The following is an 18961-nucleotide window of genomic DNA, read 5'->3' on the forward strand; positions in this document are numbered from 1 at the left end:
CAGGGCGCGCCGACCTGGCCGTGGCAGGTGTGAGGAAGGCCTGAGGTGGCTGACGAACTGGTTCTCGACAAGGAGCTCGCCGTCCATGGCGCATCCTTGAGCGACCAGCTGGTCGCCGTGTTGCAGCGCCGCGTGATCTCGGGTGAGGTTCCGATCGGCGCCTGGCTGCGGCACGAGGCGCTCGCCGAGGAGTTCGGAGTCAGCCGCACCCCCGTTCGGGAGGCACTGCGAATCCTGGCCGACCAGGGATTCGTCAGCATCGTGCCCAACCGGGGAGCCCGGGTCAACGGTCTCTCCGGGCATGACATCAGGGAGATCGGACAGGTGCGAGGCGAGCTGGAGGGGCTCGCCGCCGCGCTGGCATGTGATCGCATCAACGACGACCAGACCAAGCGGATGACCCAGTCCTGGGACGCGTTCCGCGAGTCGCTCGACGAATCACAGGACGTCCAGACCGAGCGATGGATGCGCGCCAACGACGAGTTCCACTCGGTCATACTCGAAGCCGCGGGCAATCACCACCTCACGCTGACGATCGGCGTGCTCAGGCGGCGGCTCCCGCACAATATCTCCTTCGCGACATACGCCGGCAACTCCAGACTGATCAAGAAGAACCTGGCCGAGCACGAGGCGATTGCCAAGGCGATCCTGGAGCAGGATCATGAGCTCGCCCGCCGGCTGATGTCGGAGCACATTCGCAACTCCAATGAGGCCATCGCGCACTGGGTGGACAAGAACGCGGCCCAGGCACCCTGAACCCCTCTTCAGCCTGTCGCGCCGGCCCTGCCCGGATCGATCACAGCAGCCGTGTGCGCTGCGGTGCCACGCTGGCCGGATTCCACGCCACCGCGAGATTGCATCCAATCTCTTGTGTCACTAAGTGAATGATGCTTAAGGTTAGGTGGAGCGCACTGCGATAGCAGTGTGCATGTGAGCCCGGTCGGGGGGCGGTGCAGCGTGTATCTGGATTCATCCTCTTGATCGGAAGCTGTTGTGACGAACCTTGCGACGCTGTTGGAATCGGCTGCGACGAACTACCCGGACCGCACCGCCATCGTGGCCGGCGCGCGCCGCTGGTCCTACCGGCAGCTCGACGAGGAGGCGAACCGAGTGGCCAACCTCCTGACTGCGCATGGGATCGGGCGCGGCGACAAGGTCGCCCTGACCGCTCCGAACATCCCGGAGTTCACCGCGATCTACTTCGGCATCCTCAAAGCCGGCGCGGTCGTCGTCCCGCTCAACATCCTCCTCAAGGCCCGCGAGTACGCCTACCACCTGCGCGAGGCCGACGTGCAGGTGTTCTTCGCCTTCGAGAGCGGCGGCCAGATGCCCATGGGCGCGGAGGCGCGCGCCGGCTTCGAGCAGGTCGAGGAATGCCGCCACTACTTCAGCGTTTCCCCCGGCCGCGGCGGGGATGTTCCCGGCGATGACTTCCACGCGGCCCTGGAGAGTCTGCCCCGCAAGTTCGACTCCGCGGACATGGCCGACGCCGAGTCTGCGGTCATCCTCTTCACCTCGGGCACCACCGGCCAGCCAAAGGGAGCCGAGCTCCGGCACGACAGCCTACGTCTCAACGCACTGGCGGCCCGTGAACTCTACGACGCCGATGCCGACCGCCCCGACACCTACTTGTGCGTCCTGCCGCTGTTCCACTCTTTCGGCCAGACCGCCATGCAGAACGCGGCCGCCGGCTTCGGCGGCACCCTGGTGCTCATGCCGCGGTTCGAGCCGCGCGCCGTGCTCAGGCTCCTCGTCGAGGAGGCGATCACGGTGTTCGGTGGAGTGCCCACGATGTATTGGGCGCTCCTCGCCGAGCTCGATGCCCCCGGCGGAGCCCCTGTCGACCTCGCGGCCATCGCCGGGCGCCTGCGGGTCGCGATCTCCGGTGGCGCGGCGCTTCCCGGGGAGATCCATCACGCCTTCCGCGAAAAGTTCGGCGTAACCGTCATCGAAGGGTACGGACTGTCGGAGACCTCGCCCGGCGCGGCGTTCTCCCCGTGGGGCGCCGGTCCCCGGATCGGTTCGATCGGCAAGCCGATCCCCGGGGTCGAGATGAAGCTGGTCAACCCCGACTGGACCGACATCGCCGAAGACCCCGAGGCCGTCGGCGAGATCGCGATCCGCGGCTACAACGTGATGAAGGGGTACTACAAGCGGCCGGCCGAGACCGCGGAGGTCCTCAAGCACGGCTGGTTCCGCACCGGAGACCTCGGCCGGAAGGACAGCGACGGTTACTACTACATCGTCGACCGCGCCAAGGACATGATCATCCGAGGCGGCTTCAACGTGTACCCGCGCGAGATCGAGGAAGTGCTGATCACGCACCCGGCCGTGTCCCTGGTCGCGGTCGTCGGTGTGCCGCATCCCTCCCACGGGGAGGAGATCAAGGCCGTGGTGATCAGGAAACCCGGTGACCAGACCTCCGAAGAGGAGCTCATCGCGTGGTCGAAGTCCCAGATGGCGGCCTACAAGTACCCTCGGATCGTCGAGTTCAGGGACTCGCTGCCGACGACAAGCACCGGCAAGATCCTCAAGCGCGAGATCTGAGACGGGAGACAGGTCCGTGACGACGACACCAGCGCGGCGGCACTCCCACCTTCTCGCCAGGCGTGACCTCGACTTCATGCTGCGGGAGTGGCTCGACGTCGTACGCCTCACCACCAGGTCACGCTTCAAGGAGCACTCGGCCGAGACCTTCTCCGCAGTGCTCGACCTCAGCGAACAACTCGCGGAACGGAAGTTCGCGCCACACAACCGGGAGGCCGACCTGCGCGAACCGGTCGTCGGTGCGGACGGCCGGGTGGAGCTGATCCCAGCGGTGCGAGACGCGATCGACGCCTACCTCACCGCCGGACTCCAGGCCGCGAGCTTCGACCACGCATATGGCGGCATGCAACTGCCGGTCACCGTGCGGCAGGCGTCGTCCCTGTGGTTCACCGCCGCGAACGCCTCGACCACGGGATACCTCTTCCTCACCTCGGCCGCGGCGAACCTGCTGGTCGCGCACGCTGACGCCGACCTGGTCGACCGCTACGCCCGCCCGATGATCGAGGGGCGGTTCTTCGGCACAATGTGCCTGTCAGAACCGGAGGCCGGATCCTCACTTGCCGACATCACCACCCGAGCCGAGCTCAGGAACGACGGCACGTACCGGCTGCGTGGCACCAAGATGTGGATCTCCGCGGGCGACCACGAACTCGGCGAGAACATCGTCCATCTCGTCCTCGCTCGAACCGGCGGCAGCGGCATCGACGGCATCTCACTGTTCACCGTCCCGAAGTACCTGGTCGAGGCCGATGGCTCGATCGGAGAACACAACGACGTCGCTCTCCTCGGGCTCAACCACAAGATGGGCAACCGGGGCACCACCAACGCCGTGCTGGGATTCGGAGAAGGCGCCCACCGGCCGCGCGGCGAAGCCGGCGCCATCGGTTATCTGGTCGGTGCCGAGGGCAACGGTCTCGCCTGCATGTTCCACATGATGAACGAAGCGCGTATCGCCGTCGGGGCCGGGGCGGTTTCGCTCGGCTACACCGGCTACCTCAAGTCGCTGGCGTACGCGAAGACCCGCCTGCAGGGCAGGCGAGCAGGCGAACAGGATCCTTCCGCACCACGGGTCCCGATCATCGAGCACGCGGACGTCCGCCGGATGCTGCTCGCGCAGAAGTCCTACGTGGAAGGATCCCTCGCCCTCATCCTCTACTGCGCGCGACTTGTCGACGAACAGGCGAGCGCACCCGATCAAGCCGAACGGGACAGGGCGCGGATGGTGCTCGACGTCCTGACCCCGATCGCGAAGTCGTTTCCCGCCCAGTGGTGCCTGGCCGCCAACGACCTGGCCATTCAGATTCACGGAGGGTACGGATACACGCGCGATTTCGACGTCGAGCAGCACTACCGGGACAACCGGCTGAACCAGATCCACGAAGGCACCCACGGCGTCCAGGGACTCGACCTGCTTGGCCGAAAAGTGCGGGCGAACGGCGGCGGGGCATTCCGGATGCTGATCGACAGCATGAGGCAGACAGCTTTGTCCGCGCGGAAGAAGAATGGTGAGCCGGCCGCGCTCGCGGAGCTGCTGGAGCGTCGAATCGACCGGCTGGTCGTGACGACGGAGATGCTCTCGCGATCCGGGGATCGCGAGGCCGCGATGGCCAACTCGTCGATGTACCTGGAGGCGATGGGTCACGTGGTCATCGCGTGGCTGTGGCTGGAGCAGGTTGTTGTCGCCGCCGACAAGGTCGATGACTTCTACGACGGCAAGAGAGCGGCAGCCCGGTACTTCTTCCACTACGAACTACCGCGGACCGACCACCAGTTCGACCTCTTGCGCCGGTTCGACCGCACGACCCTCGACCTCGACCCCGAGTGGCTCTGACGGCGTAGTGGATGGCTCAGGTCGCCGGACCGAGGATCTGGTCGACGAGCAGGCGAATGCTGTCGAGAATCTCCTGTTTGGTCATCGCGTCGTTCGTCAGGAGATGCTCCAGAAGGTCGGCACGCAGTGCCGACAGCAACACGTGTGCGACCCAAGCCGGGGGCATGCGCTCTTCCAGCAACGGGCCGAGGAGTTCCTGCAGGGTGCCGTGGACCCACTGGTACGGCGGGGACTCGAACAGGGTCTCGGCCTTCCGCTGGCCCGTCGCGTCCTCGAGCGCGAGCACGAGTTGGCGATGGGCGATCTTGGCCTGGACAACCCCTTGCAACAGGGCATGCACCTGGTCGCGGGGCGACGCGGGTGAGCCGCTGTCGTGGCTGGTGGCGCGCAGCGTTTCGACGCGCGCGTCGTATACCGCACGGAGCAGGCCCGCACGGTCTCCGAAGGCACGGAAGATCGTCCCCTTCCCGACCCCCGCCGCCGCGGCGATGTCCTCGGTCGACACCCCCGGGCCGTCGTCGGTCTCGGCGAACAGCCGTTCCGCCGCGGCCAGGATGGCCGCATGGTTGCGCACCGCGTCCGACCTCGTGCGATGAGTCGACACAATCTCCCCCCTTGAGCAAGCGGACCGTTAGTCCGTATAGTGATGTGGACCGCTGGTCCAGATCCTATCGAAGGGTTGCCATGAACGCTGACCGACCGACCACCCCCGCGGAGATCTTCAGTTCGGCGCTCGGGTCGCTGCGGAACGGGGATGTCGCCGGGTGGGTCGACCTGTGCGCCGAGGACGTCGTCTTCGAGTTCCCCTATGCCCCCGCCGGGCGGCCGCGGCGGCTGGAAGGCAAGGAAGCGGTCGCGTCCTACCTCGGCGTCCTGCCGGGGAGCATCGAGGTGACGAAGGAACCGCAGGTGACGGTCCACCAGACCGTCGACCCGGACAAGGCCGTCATCGAGATGGAGATCGAGGGCCGGGTGGCCGCGACAGGGGCGCCTTACGCCCAGTCCTACGTCGTCGTACTGACCGTCGCGGACGGTCTGATCACCCGCTACCGCGACTACTGGAACCCCCTGGTCGTGCTCGACATGGAGCCGTCGGCGTGACCGGCGGCCCGAAGATCCTGGTGACCGGCAGCACGGGCAACACCGGCCGTCCGCTCGTCACCAAGTTGCTGGAGCGCGGCGTCTCGGTGCGGGCCGCTTCCCGTCACCCGAACCCCGACGCCGCGGATGGAGTCCGGTTCGACTGGTACGACCCGGCGACCTTCGACGGCGCGCTGGCCGGCGTCGACGCCGTCTACCTCGTTCCTCCTCCGCTGGACCCGGACCCGCAGGTCGCGATGGCGCCGTTCCTCGGCAAAGCGCGGCAGGCGGGGGTCTCCCGTGTGGTCCTGCTCGGCGCGTCCATCGTCCAATCCGGGGGACCGGCCGTGGGACAGGTTCAGAAACTGCTCCCGCAGATGTTCGACGAGTGGGTCGTGCTCCGGCCTTCATGGTTCATGCAGAACTTCGTGAGCGGCCACCACCACGCCGAGAGCGCCCGCACCATGGGCAAGATTGTCACGGCGACAGGTCAGGGGCGCGTCGCCTTCATCGACGTCGATGACATCGCCGAAGTGGCGGCACACGCGCTTGTCGCGCACGAGCCCATCCAGGGGGACCTGATCCTGACCGGGCCCGAGGCGCTCAGCTACGCCGACGTCGCGGCAACACTCACCGAGGTCCTCGCACAGCCGGTTCGGCACGAGTCGGTCACCGCTCAGGAACTCGAGCGGATCCTCGCGCAGGACATGCCCGCCCGCGCTGCGGCCATGCTGGCTTCGATCGACGAGCTGCTGGCACGCGGCATCGAGGACCGCACGACCGATACCGTCGCGCGCGTCACAGGCAGACCGCCACGGAACCTGAAGGAGACACTGCGACCGTATGCGCAGCGGCGGGGTGCCCCACTGCAGGCGGAAGCCGTCCAGTTCGTCGGGGTCCACGGCGAGCCGCAGCCGGCGAAGCTCGCGGGCGATGCGGTCGAACATGATGCGGGCTTCGAGACGGCCCAAGGACGCGCCCAGGCAGAAGTGGATTCCGTGGCCGAAGGCGATGTGCCGATGGACGTCGGCGCGATGGATGGGCATTCCGGAGGCTCTTTCGCTTCATGATCGGAAGCTTGGACCTGGCTGCGTCTTCCGGCCAAATGGTGGTGACCGGCAGGCCACGCTCTTGCGCTTCCGCCACGACATCCGCCGTTCCGCCCTTGCCCGAGCCCGGCTGTCCATCCCACACGGCGATCAGTTGTTGGACGGAGGGCAGCGTTCGCGGGGCGCGTTGGCTCAGATGGAAGCGGGTATCGCTTTGATCTCTCGCTGTAGCAGCGGCGAGAGGAGCACCATGGCGCGGCCGAAGCCGTGGGAGATCAGCGACGAGTTATGGCAGGTCATCGTTGGCTCCCTCCGAGCCGGGCCCGTGCCGTCTGCGGCCTGGGGGTTCTGCTGTCGCCGCCAGGCTTGTATCAGCGGGGATGGAGTTGCCCGGTGACAGGGACGTCGAGGACGAAGATGCGGCCAATGTCCGCTTCCGTGTAGCCGTAGTCGATGTTCTTCACCCGAAGTTGCTGTGGGGTGGCCTCGACGATTTGGACAGTGATGGGGTCCGGGTGGCCGGGCAGGGACAGCAGCCAGTTCTGGGCCAGGTAGTCCAATCCGGCACGGTCCAGGCGCTGACGGGCGTCCTCTTCTTTGCTTGGGCCGCCGAGCGGATGGCCGAACAGGGTAACCGGGACGAACCAGCCGGGGGCGTCCTGGACAGGGCACAGGTAGCCGAGAAGTTCGTTGTCCTCACGGCGGTGGTGGCGGGCCCAGTGGGCGGGTATCACAGCGGGGTACTCCACAGGTGTAGGGCGGTGCCGCACGGTAGGGCAGGAGGCACCGCCAGGGGATTTCCGCGGGTGAAGGCGCCGGTCTGCCGGGGTCTGCAGCCCCCAGCAGCCGGTGGCCGGTCAACTCAGCCGGGCGTCGGCAGAGGCGGCCATCGCGTCCCGCTGGTATTCGGCCAGACCGGCAGCGATGTGCTCGTAGGCCGCGCGCCACTGCGCGTCGTCGACATAGTTCTGCCCCAGGGCCTTGAACGCGGCCGCGTTCGGGGTCCACATCCGGCAGATGCCCTGGTAGTGGGCGTCGACCTCGGCCTGCACCTCCGGGTCGGTCACCGGCGTGGCGGCCCGCATGAACTCGGCCATGCGGACCATCGCCGCAGTCGCCTCACGCTGCAGCCGCTCCGCCTCCGCCTCGGTGAGCGTCGCGGCGAACTGCGCCGACTGCTCGGCCTCGGTGGGCCATTTCTCGCGGGCGGGCGCCTCGTACCGGGCGGTGTCGAAGCCAGTGAACAGGTTCTCCGGCCTGCTGATCTTCCCCATGTCAGGTGTCTCCTCGTTCTCCTCCAGTTCGGCGATGGTGCGGCCGACCGTGCATGCGAGCACATCGAGGCGGTCCCGCTCGGCCAGAAGCCTGCGCTGGTGCTCGCGCAGCGTGTCCACCTGGTCGACCTGGCGCTCCAGAACTGCGGCGATCTCCCGCAGGCCAAGGCCCAGTTCCCGCAAGAGCAGGATCTGCTGCAGTCGCAGTAGCCCGTCCTCCTCGTAGTAGCGGTGGCCGTTGCTACCGATGTGTGCGGGAGCAAGCAGACCGATCTCGTCGTAGTGCCGCAGCGTCCGGGACGTCACCCCGGACATCCGGGCCACGTCCGCGATCGACCAGGCCATGGCCGCACCCTTCCTCACCGGGCCGGTCTCACCGGCCACAGGCGACTGTAGAAGTTGACGTTACGGAAAGCACAAGCCAATCCGGGACATGCCCGATATCCACCACTCCTATCAAGTGGGACGCTGTCCACACGCTCCCACTGGGCAACGTTCGCCCTGGCCCGTCGCCGCAGGAGCCCGCGGAGGTTGTTCAGGGTCTGCGCTATGTCACAACGTCTTCTCGGATGTACGCGGTGATGCCCTGTGTTGAGTGGCGACCCAGTTGCTCCAGTACGCGATGGCGCAGCGCAACACAGGGCAACGCGTTGTTCAGCTAACCAGTTTCCAGGGACCGTTAGGGTCGCCGGGGGCTTGGTTGCGGGTGTACCAGCCGGCGCGGAACGTCTTGCCGTTGTAGATCACAATGTCGCCGGCGTTGAATATCCGGGAGGCCGTCCAAGCCGTCCTGCCGTCCAGGGTCATGGCCAACTCCTGCCACGGCCCGTACGGGTCGCCCGGCGCCTGGTTCTTGGTGTACCAGGTAGCCAGGTAGACCTTGCCTTGATAACCGACCTTGTCGCCGGTGTTGTAGACCTTGGACGAGCTCCAGGCCGGCGGCAGCCGCACCGTGACGACGACGGTGGCCTGGGCCGGTGCGAAGTCGCCACTTCCGGTGTACGACACCGTGAAGGTGTGGTCTCCGGCCGCGAGACCCACGGGCAGGGTGAAGGTCGCGGAGCCGCCGGACAGCCCGGCCGAGCCGAGCACGGTGGATCCGTCGAGCAGTTGGACGGATCCGGTCACCGGTGAAGCGCTCGCCGTGACGTTGACCGTAACGGTGGCGGCGGTGCCCCAGTTCACTGGGGCCGCGGTCGCGGCCACGGTTGTCGTCGCCTTGCGCACGGTGTAGGTGCGCGCCCGCGTCGCGGTGTTGCCGGCGACGTCGTGCGCGGTCGCGGTGAGCGTGTGGGTGCCGACCTCGGTGCGGTAGCCGGTGACCTCGCAGCCGGCCGGACCGGACAGGCCATCGCTCGCCGTACAGGTAAGGGCTGGGGGAACGGACCCGAACTCGTGTGCGGAGCCGTCGGCTATGTCCCCAATCCAGGTGATTTCCGGCGGGGTGATGTCACGCCTGACCGTGACGGCCTGGGTGCCGGAAATGTTGCCCGCGCGGTCGTGTGCTCGGAAAAGGTAGGTGGTCTCGCCTTCGGGCGCGGCCAGCGGTTCGGTGTGTGCGGTCCAGTCACGGTCCGCGACGCGGTATTCGAGCGACGCCACGCCAGAGCGCTCGTCAACGGCCGCTGCCGAGACGGACACCGCACCGGTGAACCAGCCGCTGTCTCCGGTGGGGACGGCCGGATCGGTCGAGACCGTGACAATCGGGGCCGTCCGGTCGGGTGCCACATATCCATCCGGACACACGTCGGTGAGCCGGGAATCCTGCCCCGGCGCGTCGCCGGGTTCGAGGCTGAGCACGTGGCAGCCGGCAGGGACGTCGTCGACGCGCAGGTAACCCCGCTCGAACGTCGCCCGGGTGGCGATGCCATCGAGGTAGACCACGGGTTCGCCACTCTCCCTCGCGCCTGGTACGAAGACGCGGGCGACGGTGTTGCCGGGGATGCTCACCCCGATGTCGGTGCGGTCACCGGTTGTGTGGTGGGCGGCGCCGATGGTGCCCCGGAGCGTGGGCAGGCGAACCCCGGCCCAGTCGACGGCCGCCGGCTGCGGACGTACGTCCAAGGTCGCGTAGCCCGGGGTGGTGGGACGGATGCCGAACATGCCCTGGGGGATGTTGTAGGCGGGGGATGCCGCCCACGGGTGTGAGTAGGTGAGATTGCTCTTCAGGCTCGGGTCCCAGGCCTCCATCGTGGCGCCGGCGCCCAGCTTGATCATGTTCATCCAGCTGCGCAGCCCGGTGCTGGTCAGCAGCGCGTGCGCGGCATCGGCCCGGTCGCCGTTGTAGAGCGACTCGATCAGGAACGCGGCACAGTAGACGCTGCAGACCATGCCACGGCTCTCGATGTAGTCGGCCGTGCGCGCCGCCTGGTCGGCGTCGGCCAGCCCGAAGGCGGTGGCGAACACGCCCGCCTGGATGGCGTAGTGGTTGACGGGGGATCCGTCGCTGTTCAGGCCGTCACGGTAGGCGCCCTTCACCGGGTCGAACAGGCGGTCGTCGGCCGCCGCGCGAATGCGAGCCGCCGTCGCGGTGAAGGCGGTGGCGTCGGCGTCCTTGCCGACGGCGCGGGCGATGTCGGCCATGTCCAGGTAGCTCTGGTGGCCGATCGCGTTGATGACCGTGTTGTAGGGACGGAACACGTAACCGTCCCGCTCGCCGGCCGGCCAGTCCACGATGTCGCAGTCGGTACCGGTGCACCCGTCGGAGCGGGTGTCCTTCCTGATCAGGCCGGTACTGGCCTCGATCCACCCGCCGGGCAGCTTGGCCTTGAGCCTGTCGTAGTTCCGGACCAGTGCCTCGACGTCTCCGGTCTGCAGATAGCTGTCGTGGAAGGCCAGGATCGTGTACATCGGCCACTCGGTCGGCCAGGTGCGACGGGTGAGCAGGTAGTCCAGGGAGTAGTTGCCCAGCGTCGGGTCGCTGGAGACGAAGAAGTTCGCCATCATCTGCAGGTACGAGTCGGCCTCGTAAGCCCCGCGCTCACGCGTCCATGAGTCGACGTAGAGATTGTGGTTGGTCGCGTCCACGGTGTGCCGCGACAGCTGCCACACCTGGTTCAGCGCGCTGTCGGAGGAGGAGAACCGGGCGCCGTCGGCGTCATAGGGGTAGACCTGTGCCAGTGCCGGGAAGGTGCGGGCGGTGAGACCGGTTGGCGCGCCGAGCACCTCGACGTAGCGGAACACGCGCATGCCCCAGGTCTCCAGGTGCTGCGGGCCGGCCCTCAGCGTCCACTTGTCCTGGTAGTTGTTGCCGGTGTTCATCGCGTACCGGACCGTCTGCGGCGCCGACAGCGCTTCACCGAACCTTATGTCGAGCACCCGGCCGGCCTGGCCGTCGAGGTCCAGGCTCAGACCTCCGATCCAGGTACGGCCGTAGTCGATGAAGTAGTTGCCCGGAGTCTTCTCCACGACGACGTCGGGGTACTTGAGCTGGTGCTTGACCTTGGCCGTCGGCGTGGCCTGAAGGTCCGCGAAGTTGCTTTTCACCTCGGCCGGAACCCACGCGGAGTCGTCGTACGCGGGCTGGTCGAAGCCGGTGGGGAACACGGCGGACTGGATGTTCTCCTTCGGTGCCGTGTAGAAGCTGGTGCCGATGCTCCCGGCCGCCGGGTAGACGCCGGCGCCGTTGTAGCCCGTCCACCCCGGACCGGTGCCGAACGTCTGGCGCGAGCGGTCGGCGTACTCGACCACCAGGTAGGCCTGGAACCGCTTGTCCGAGGTCGTGTACGCGATCGCGCCGAGCGCGTTGGTCTCGCCGCTGCGCAGCAGCCGGGTTACATCGAACCCGTCGTACCGGGTCTCACCGGAGATGGGCTGGGTGGGGCCGAGGCCGACGAACGACCCGTTCAACCACAGCTTGTAGACGAACTGGCGCGCCGGGGCCGTTGAGGACCCGGTGGCGTACAGCGTGGCCCACGCGATCTGCTTCGCCTGAAGGTCCACCTCACCGCGGAGGAAGGCCCAGTCGGTGGAGGAGGCGTCCAGCACACAGTTCTGGTTGACGCCGATCGCGAGCCGCCCGTCGGTGACAGTGCCGCAGGCGAAGCCGGCCGATGGCTGGCTGAAGGAGTTCTGGTAGAGCACCTTGCCGGTCGAGGAGGTGACCTTGAGATCATCCCAGCTGTTGGTCTCGGACAGGCCGGTGCGAAAACCGATCTTGCCGCTGGCGTAGGTCGAGGACACCGTGGTGACGTCGACCTGCGCCCCGTCGAGGTAGGTGGTGATTATGTTCCCGGCCGCCTCGATCTTGAAGGCGTAGGTGGTGCCGGTTACCAGGGTGCGACCCAGGGGAACGGACTTGAGCTGGGTGAACGTACTTCCGGCGCGGGTGTGCGGAGCGAGGGTGTTGACGCCGTTTCCGCGGAACTGCCACATCAGGTAGTTGCTGGCGTCGCGGGCGCGCAGCACGATCGTCGCGTTCTGGGCGGTGATCCGGAAGTTGCCCTCCAGGCTGTAGTCGGTCCAGTCCCCGGCGTCGGTGCGGTCCGCGGCGATCCAGATGGGCTTGGAGTCACCCCAGGTCTGACCTGCCGCGGTGCCGAAGCGTGCGGGCGCCGACCAGTCGGACACCGCGTTCCCCGTCCACGTGCGGACGCGCCAGAGGTAGCTCTCGGCCGCGGTCAGGGCCGACCCGCCGTAGGCGAGGTTGACGCTGGCGGAAGACTCCACCTTCCCCGAGTCCCAGACGTCGTCGACGCCCAATTCGTCGGCGTTCTCCGCCACCTGCACCTGGTAGGCGGTCTGCCGGGCGGCTCCGACCTGCCATCCAAGGAGCGGCGCGGTCAGGTTCGCGACATCACGCGGCGAGGGTAACTGCCCCACCGTGAGATCGGTGGGAGGCTGCGGCCCATCCCACGGCGGCACCGACGCCGACGCCGCGTCTACTCGGGTCAAAAGGGTGATCAACAGGCTGACCAGCAGAAAACAGAGGCCTGCTGACTTCTTCACGAGGCGCTGACGACGGCGTCTCCCACCGGCCGGATCTTTCCCCGGCACACTGCCTTCTCGCATGAGGAGCCTTCTCCTTGAATCGTTTCAAAGAAGTTACGGCGGTGCGCCCCAGGCCACAAGCAGCGACGGTGAAATTGACCGAAATCGGCCATATCGGTCAGCCGACCAGGCCGTTTCCGTTTGAACAGGGCAGAGGCCGACGATCGGATCGCCGGCCGTGACTCGATGCGGGGCCCGCGCTCACCCGGCCGAGGAGGTCCGGGAACGGCGCCGGGCCGGGCGGCTGCTGGACGCCCGTACCACCAGCTCGGGCTGGAAGACCACGTGCCGGTGCTCGTGCCCGCCGTCGGACTCGATCTCCTCCAGCAGCAGCTGGGTGGCGGTACGGCCGAGTTGCTCGCGCGGTTGCCGTACCGAGGACAGCGGCACGGCCGCCGCCGCGGCGAACTCGATGTCGTCGTAGCCGACGATCGCGAAGTCCTGCGGCACCTTCACGCCGCGCTGGGTCATCTCCTGTAACACGCCCAGGGCGAGCAGATCGTTGGCGCAGAAGGCGGCGGTCGGCCGCTCGGCGGGGGGCATGCCGGCGATCTGCCCGGCGGCCTGGCGACCCGAGGCGACGGTGAGGTTGGGCGTGCTGACCACGACCAGGTCGGCCGCCTCGCCGAGGGCCAGCTTGATTCCCTCGTGCCGGTCGGCGACCTGCTGGATCGTCATGGGCCCGCCCACGAAAGCGATCTCGCGGTGGCCCTGGGCACGCAGATGCTCGCCGGCCAGGCGGCCGCCGAGCACGTCGTTGACGGCGACCGAGCAGCGGTTGTGCCACCCGGAGCCGCGGTCGACCAGCACCACCGGTGTGCCGCGGTCGATCAGCTTCTCCAGGCGTGAGTTGCGGGTGTCGTCCACCGGCGTGATGAGCACGCCGCGGACGCGTTGCTCCTCCAGCAGGTCCAGGTGCCGGTGCTCGCGGTCGGCGTCCTCACCACTGTTGCAGACCACGACCATGACCCCGTGCTCCTCGGCCGCGCTCTCGGCTCCCCGCACGACATCGGTGAAGAAGGGGTTGGCCACGTCGAGCACGACGATGGCGATCTGACGGCTGCTGCCGGCGCGCAACTGCCGAGCTGAGTCGTTGCGCACGTAGCCGAGTTCGGCGATCGCGTCCAGGACCCGTTTCCGGGTGGCCTCGGCCACCCGTTCGGGTTGGTTGAGGACGTTGCTGACGGTACCCAGTGAGACGCCCGCGCGCCGGGCGACCTCCTTGATGCTCGTGGTCGTCGTCATGCCGGCTCAGTGACTCCCGGAGATGGTGCCAGGCGGCGGTCCGTTCGGACGCGTCTGGTCGTCGTCGCGTGACTGAAACGTGTCAACCGAATGCACCCTCCCTACGGCGCGGCTACGCATCGCCGAATGAATGTAACGAATCCGTAACTCCGCGGAAACCGTTGAAGATGGCGAACTCGCCTCCTATTATCGCCACAACGGAGTCATTGAAACGTTTCATTAGACAGGTGTCTGAAATGGGGTTGCTCAGGTGGCCACACCGCTGCTCGCCCTCAGCGGCGTAAGCAAGTCCTTCGGCGCCGTCGCGGCGCTGCGCGACGTGCGCCTGGAACTGTACAGCGGCGAGGCGCACGCGCTGGTCGGCGAGAACGGCGCCGGTAAGTCCACCCTCGTCAAGATCCTTGCGGGAGTGCACGCCCCGGACCAGGGCACGCTCACCCTGGACGGGCGGCCGGTGACCCTTGGCAACCCCGCCGATGCCCGGGCCGCCGGTATCGCGGTCATCTACCAGGAACCCACGCTGTTCCCAGATCTGTCGGTGGCCGAGAACATCTTCATGGGACGCCAGCCGCTGCGCAGCCTGCGACGCATCGCCTCCGCCGAGATGCGCGCACGCGCGATCGAGTTGTGTGAACGGCTGGGCGTACCCCTGGATCCGGACCGGCCGGCCCGTGGCCTGTCCATCGCCGACCAGCAGATCGTCGAGATCGCCAAGGCGCTCTCGCTCGACGCCCGGGTGCTGGTGATGGACGAGCCGACCGCCGCCCTGTCCGGCGTCGAGGTCGAGCGGCTGTTCACCGTGGCCCGCTCGCTGCGCGACTCCGGCACCGCCGTGCTGTTCATCTCCCACCGCTTCGATGAGGTCTTCGCGCTCTGTCAGCGCGTCACCGTCATGCGGGACGGCCGCTGGGTCTCCACCGACCCGGCCGCGGATCTCTCGGTGGACGAGGTGGTGCGCCGCATGGTCGGCAGGGAGGTCACCTCGCTGTTCCCGAAGGAGCCCGCCACGGTGGGCGAGCCCCGGCTTGAAGTACGCGGGCTGACCCGCCACGGGAGCTTCGCCGACGTCAGCTTCACGGTGCGCGGCGGCGAGATCGTCGCCCTGGCCGGGCTGGTCGGCGCCGGCCGCAGCGAGGTCAGCCGGGCGATCTTCGGGGTGGACCCCTACGACGCCGGTCAGGTGTGCGTGGACGGCAAGCGGCTGCCGCGCGGCGACACCGCCGCCGCCATCGAGGCGGGACTTGCGCTGGTGCCGGAGGACCGCCGGCAGCAAGGGCTGGTCATGGAGTTGTCGGTGGAACGCAATGCGACCCTGCCGCGGCGGTGGGCGCTGACCCGGATGGGGTTGTTGTTCGGCGGCGCCGAGCGCCGCGCCGCCGGCACCTGGGCCGAACGGCTGCAGGTCAAGGCGGCCCGGCTGAGTGACGCCGTGTCCACGCTGTCAGGCGGCAACCAGCAGAAGGTCGTGCTCGCCAAGTGGCTGGCGACGCACCCGCGCGTGCTGATCGTGGATGAGCCCACCCGGGGCATCGATGTGGGCACCAAGTCAGAGGTGCACCGGTTGCTGTCCCGGCTGGCCGGCGACGGTGTCGCGGTGCTGATGGTCTCCAGCGAACTCCCCGAGGTGCTCGGCATGGCCGATCGCGTCCTGGTGATGCACGAGGGCCGCCTGGCCGCCGACATCCCCCGAGACCGCGCCGACGAGGAATCGGTCATGTTGGCGGCGACGGGTCAGGGAGGCCGGTCATGACGATGCTCAAGACACCGCCCGCCGCCCGTGTCGGCGGTGGGGCCCGCCTCGCGCGGCGCGCCTTCGTGGTACGCGAGATGGGCATCCTGCTCGCCCTGGCACTGCTGATCGGGATCACGGCCGCCACCAACCCCCGCTTTCTCGGCGCCCAGAGCGTCAAGGACCTGCTCCTCGGCTCGACGATTCTGGCCATCCTGGCCGTCGGCCAGGCCATTGTGATCATCACCCGCAATGTCGATCTGTCGGTCGGATCCGTCCTCGGCCTGTCGGCCTTCGCCACCGGCAGCCTCTTCGTCGCCGCTCCGGGCCTGCCGATCCCCTTGGTGATCCTCATCGGAACGGTGCTCGGCGCGGCCTGCGGAGCGATCAACGGCGGCCTGATCGCCGCCGCCCGCGTGCCGGCCCTCGTGGTGACCCTCGGCACGCTGTACGTGTTCCGCGGTGTCGACTACATGTGGGCCACCAGCCGGCAGATCAACGCCGCCGACATGCCACCCGGGTTCCTGGGCATGGGCACGGCCACCGTGCTGGGCGTTCCGGTGCTGACCCTGTTCGCCGTCGCGGTGCTGCTGGTCGTCGGCTACTACCTGCGGTCCTACCGCAGTGGCCGCGAACTCTACGCGATCGGTTCCGATCCCGCCGCGGCCCGTCTGCTGGGCATCCCGGTGGGGCGGCGAGTGTTCGCCGCGTTCGTCGCCAGCGGCGCCCTGGCCGGTCTGGCCGGCGTCCTGTACGCGGCCCGCTTCGGCACCCTCGACGCCAACGCCGGAACCGGCCTGGAACTCAACGTGGTCGCCGCGGTCGTCGTCGGCGGCGTGGCGATCTTCGGCGGCAGCGGATCGGTCTACGGGGCCGCGCTCGGCGCCGTCCTGCTGACGACCATCGGCGCCGCACTGCCGACGCTGGGCGTCAACCCGTTCTGGCAGCGGGCCGCGGTCGGGGCACTGATCCTGGCCGCCATCGGGCTGGACCGCGCACTGGCCGCTCGGCTCGGGCGCAGCTTGCGAGGAAGGAACACTCATGTCTGAGCCTGCCGTGCGGGTGCGGTCCGCACTCGGCTCGTGGGACGCGATCGTGCTGATCGCGGTGGTGGCCGTGGCCGTTGTCGGCGCGCTCACCATCGACGGCGTCGCCAGCCCCCGGTTCTGGCGGTTCGTGACCCTGGAGGCCATCCCGATCGCGTTGATCGCGCTGCCCATGACGCTGGTCGTCATCACCGGCGAGATCGACCTGTCGGTCGCCAGCGTGCTCGGCCTCACCTGCACCGTCATGGGCCAGCTGTGGGTGTGGGGCGTCTCGTCGCTGCCGCTCATCATCGCGCTGTGCCTGTTGCTGGGCGCCGTGCTCGGCGCGGTCAACGGCCTGTTCGTCACGGGGTTCGGCCTGCCGTCCCTGGCGGTGACGATCGGCACCCTCGCGCTCTACCGCGGCCTCGCCTACGTCGTGCTCGGCGACCGGGCCGTGGCCGACTATCCGGCGGAGTGGACGAACTCGGCCATCGCCCCGATCCCCGGCACCACCATCCCGTGGATGATCCTCGTCGTCGCCGTCCTGGCCGTCGCCTTCGGGGTCCTGCTGCACGCCACCCCCATCGGCCGGGGCCTGTACGCGATGGGCAACAACGCCGAGGCGGCCCGGTTCGCCGGCATCTCCGTCGTGCGTACCAAGTTCTGGCTGTTCGCGGCGACCGGAGCGATGTCGGCGCTGGCCGGTGTCTTCTGGACGCTGCGGTTCGCCAGCGCCCGGGCCGACAACGGCAGCGGGCTCGAACTCGCCGTCGTGGCGGCCGTACTGCTCGGCGGCGTCTCCATCTTCGGCGGCCGGGGCGGACTGCTGGGGGTGATCGCCGCGGTGGCCCTGCTCGGCGTCCTGCGCAACGCGCTGCAACTGGCCTACGTACCGGCCAACACCCTCACGATCATCACCGGCTCGCTGCTGATCGCCTCCGTGGTCGGCCCCAACGTCGTCGGCATGCTCCGCGAGCGGCTACGCCGACGGCGACCGGCCACCCCGACCCCCTCGGCCTCCACCTGAGCCGCCTCATGCGGCCATCGATGAAAGGAACCCCCCAGAAATGAGAGCACGCGTCCGCCTTCTCGCGATGACGACCATAGCGGCGCTGGCCTTCACCACCGCCGCGTGCGCCGAGGACACCTCCGGCACCGGCACCGGTTCCGGCCCCAGCGCCGCCGCCTCCGGCGGCGGCATCAAGAGCGGCCTCAAGGTCGCGTTCCTGCCCAAGCAGGTCAACAACCCCTACTTCACCACCTCCGACAACGGCGGCAAGGCCGCGGTGGAGGAGTTCAAGGGCGTCTACAGCGAGACCGGCCCGTCGGAGGCCAGCCCTTCGGCGCAGGTCAGCTACATCAACACGCTCTCGCAGCAGGGCACGGACGTCATCGTGGTCTCCGCCAACGACCAGAACGCCATCTGCGGGGCGCTCAACGAAGCACGCCAGGCGGGCGCCAAGGTGGTCACCTTCGACAGCGACACCGATCCGTCCTGCCGCGACCTGTTCATCAATCAGGCGACCTCGGAGGGCATCGCGAAAGTCCAGGTCAAGCTCATCTCCGAGGCGATCGGCCCGGACGGCGGCGAGATCGCGATCCTGTCGGCGACCGCCAACGCGACCAACCAGAACGCCTGGATCGAGATGATGAAGACCGAGCTGGCCAAGCCGGAGTACGCCAAGCTCAAGCTCGTCGACACCGTCTACGGTGACGACGACGACCAGAAGTCCTTCCAGGAGGCGCAGGGCCTGATGGCCAAGCACCCCGATCTCAAGGGCATCATCTCGCCCACCACGGTCGGTGTCGCGGCGGCCGGCCGTTACCTGTCCGGCTCGGAGTACAAGGGCAAGGTCCAGCTGACCGGCCTGGGCACGCCGAACCAGATGCGCGCCTACGTCAAGGACGGCACCGTCAAGTCGTTCGCCCTGTGGAACCCGGCCGACCTCGGCTACCTGGCCGCCTATGCCGGTGGCGCCCTCGCCTCGAACCTGATCACCGGCAAGGAGGGTGACAAGTTCACCGCCGGCAAGTTGGGCGAGTTCACCGTCGGCGCAGGCGCCACCGTCCTGCTCGGCGAGCCGTTCGTCTTCAACGCCGACAACATCGACGAGCTCAACTTCTGACCCGCGGCCGCAGGGCGTGCGGTGCCGGAACTGCCGCACGCCCTGCCCAAGCGTTCACTCTGA

General features: G+C 68.2%; 13 protein-coding genes and 1 pseudogene. 9 read left to right on the forward strand and 5 right to left on the reverse strand.

The genetic code is table 11. The features are described from left to right. The first annotated feature begins 45 nt into the window (after positions 1–45). From KIP79_RS18780 to KIP79_RS18790, 3 genes are all read left to right on the forward strand, one after another. A complete protein-coding gene (locus KIP79_RS18780; RefSeq protein ID WP_214106143.1) occupies positions 46–756 on the forward strand; it encodes a GntR family transcriptional regulator in 711 nt (236 codons plus the stop codon). 237 nt (positions 757–993) lie between these two features. Beyond that, on the forward strand, positions 994–2547 hold the full coding sequence (locus KIP79_RS18785; protein ID WP_214106144.1) for a long-chain-fatty-acid--CoA ligase: 1554 nt from the start codon (positions 994–996) through the stop codon (positions 2545–2547). A gap of 76 nt (positions 2548–2623) precedes the next feature. Then, entirely contained in the window at positions 2624–4378 is a 1755-nt protein-coding gene (locus tag KIP79_RS18790) for an acyl-CoA dehydrogenase family protein (protein WP_214106272.1), read from the forward strand. A gap of 16 nt (positions 4379–4394) precedes the next feature. On the opposite strand, the gene KIP79_RS18795 is transcribed toward KIP79_RS18790, so the two are convergent. Then, the gene (locus KIP79_RS18795) at positions 4395–4952 is read right to left on the reverse strand and encodes a TetR/AcrR family transcriptional regulator (protein WP_214106145.1); all 558 of its coding nucleotides are present in this window, start codon (positions 4950–4952) and stop codon (positions 4395–4397) included. Between the two features lie 110 nt (positions 4953–5062). On the opposite strand from KIP79_RS18795, the gene KIP79_RS18800 reads away from it, so the two are divergent. Then, positions 5063–5479 (forward strand): nuclear transport factor 2 family protein, encoded by a 417-nt coding sequence (locus tag KIP79_RS18800; protein ID WP_214106146.1) that lies wholly within the window; start codon positions 5063–5065, stop codon positions 5477–5479. A gap of 20 nt (positions 5480–5499) precedes the next feature. Then, a pseudogene (locus KIP79_RS49500) lies at positions 5500–5814 on the forward strand (SDR family oxidoreductase); the annotation flags it as partial. Positions 5815–6878: 1064 nt separating this feature from the next. Here the strand turns inward: KIP79_RS49500 and KIP79_RS18810 are convergent. From KIP79_RS18810 to KIP79_RS18825, 4 genes are all read right to left on the reverse strand, one after another. Continuing rightward, positions 6879–7256 (reverse strand): hypothetical protein, encoded by a 378-nt coding sequence (locus KIP79_RS18810; protein WP_308169782.1) that lies wholly within the window; start codon positions 7254–7256, stop codon positions 6879–6881. 108 nt (positions 7257–7364) lie between these two features. Further along, the gene (locus tag KIP79_RS18815) at positions 7365–8126 is read right to left on the reverse strand and encodes a MerR family transcriptional regulator (RefSeq protein ID WP_214106147.1); all 762 of its coding nucleotides are present in this window, start codon (positions 8124–8126) and stop codon (positions 7365–7367) included. A 309-nt stretch (positions 8127–8435) separates the two neighbouring features. Further along, positions 8436–12602: a family 78 glycoside hydrolase catalytic domain gene (locus tag KIP79_RS18820; protein WP_214106148.1), complete on the reverse strand. Its 4167-nt coding sequence runs from the start codon at positions 12600–12602 to the stop codon at positions 8436–8438. A 369-nt stretch (positions 12603–12971) separates the two neighbouring features. Continuing rightward, positions 12972–14015 carry a LacI family DNA-binding transcriptional regulator gene (locus tag KIP79_RS18825; RefSeq protein ID WP_214106149.1) on the reverse strand — a complete coding sequence of 348 codons (1044 nt, stop codon included), beginning with the start codon at positions 14013–14015 and terminating at the stop codon, positions 12972–12974. A gap of 250 nt (positions 14016–14265) precedes the next feature. Between KIP79_RS18825 and KIP79_RS18830 the strand changes: the two genes are divergently transcribed. From KIP79_RS18830 to rhaS, 4 genes are all read left to right on the forward strand, one after another. Continuing rightward, on the forward strand, positions 14266–15765 hold the full coding sequence (locus KIP79_RS18830; protein ID WP_214106150.1) for a sugar ABC transporter ATP-binding protein: 1500 nt from the start codon (positions 14266–14268) through the stop codon (positions 15763–15765). Further along, on the forward strand, positions 15762–16793 hold the full coding sequence (locus KIP79_RS18835) for an ABC transporter permease (RefSeq protein WP_214106151.1): 1032 nt from the start codon (positions 15762–15764) through the stop codon (positions 16791–16793). Before KIP79_RS18830 ends, KIP79_RS18835 begins: the two co-directional genes overlap by 4 nt. Beyond that, a complete protein-coding gene (locus KIP79_RS18840) occupies positions 16786–17799 on the forward strand; it encodes an ABC transporter permease (RefSeq protein ID WP_214106152.1) in 1014 nt (337 codons plus the stop codon). Before KIP79_RS18835 ends, KIP79_RS18840 begins: the two co-directional genes overlap by 8 nt. 67 nt (positions 17800–17866) lie before the next feature. Then, positions 17867–18898, forward strand: coding sequence for a rhamnose ABC transporter substrate-binding protein (rhaS, locus tag KIP79_RS18845; protein WP_250213454.1), 1032 nt, complete (start codon positions 17867–17869; stop codon positions 18896–18898). The last annotated feature ends 63 nt before the right edge of the window (positions 18899–18961 follow it).

This window comes from Acrocarpospora catenulata, from assembly GCF_018476525.1.
GTDB lineage: Bacteria > Actinomycetota > Actinomycetes > Streptosporangiales > Streptosporangiaceae > Acrocarpospora > Acrocarpospora catenulata.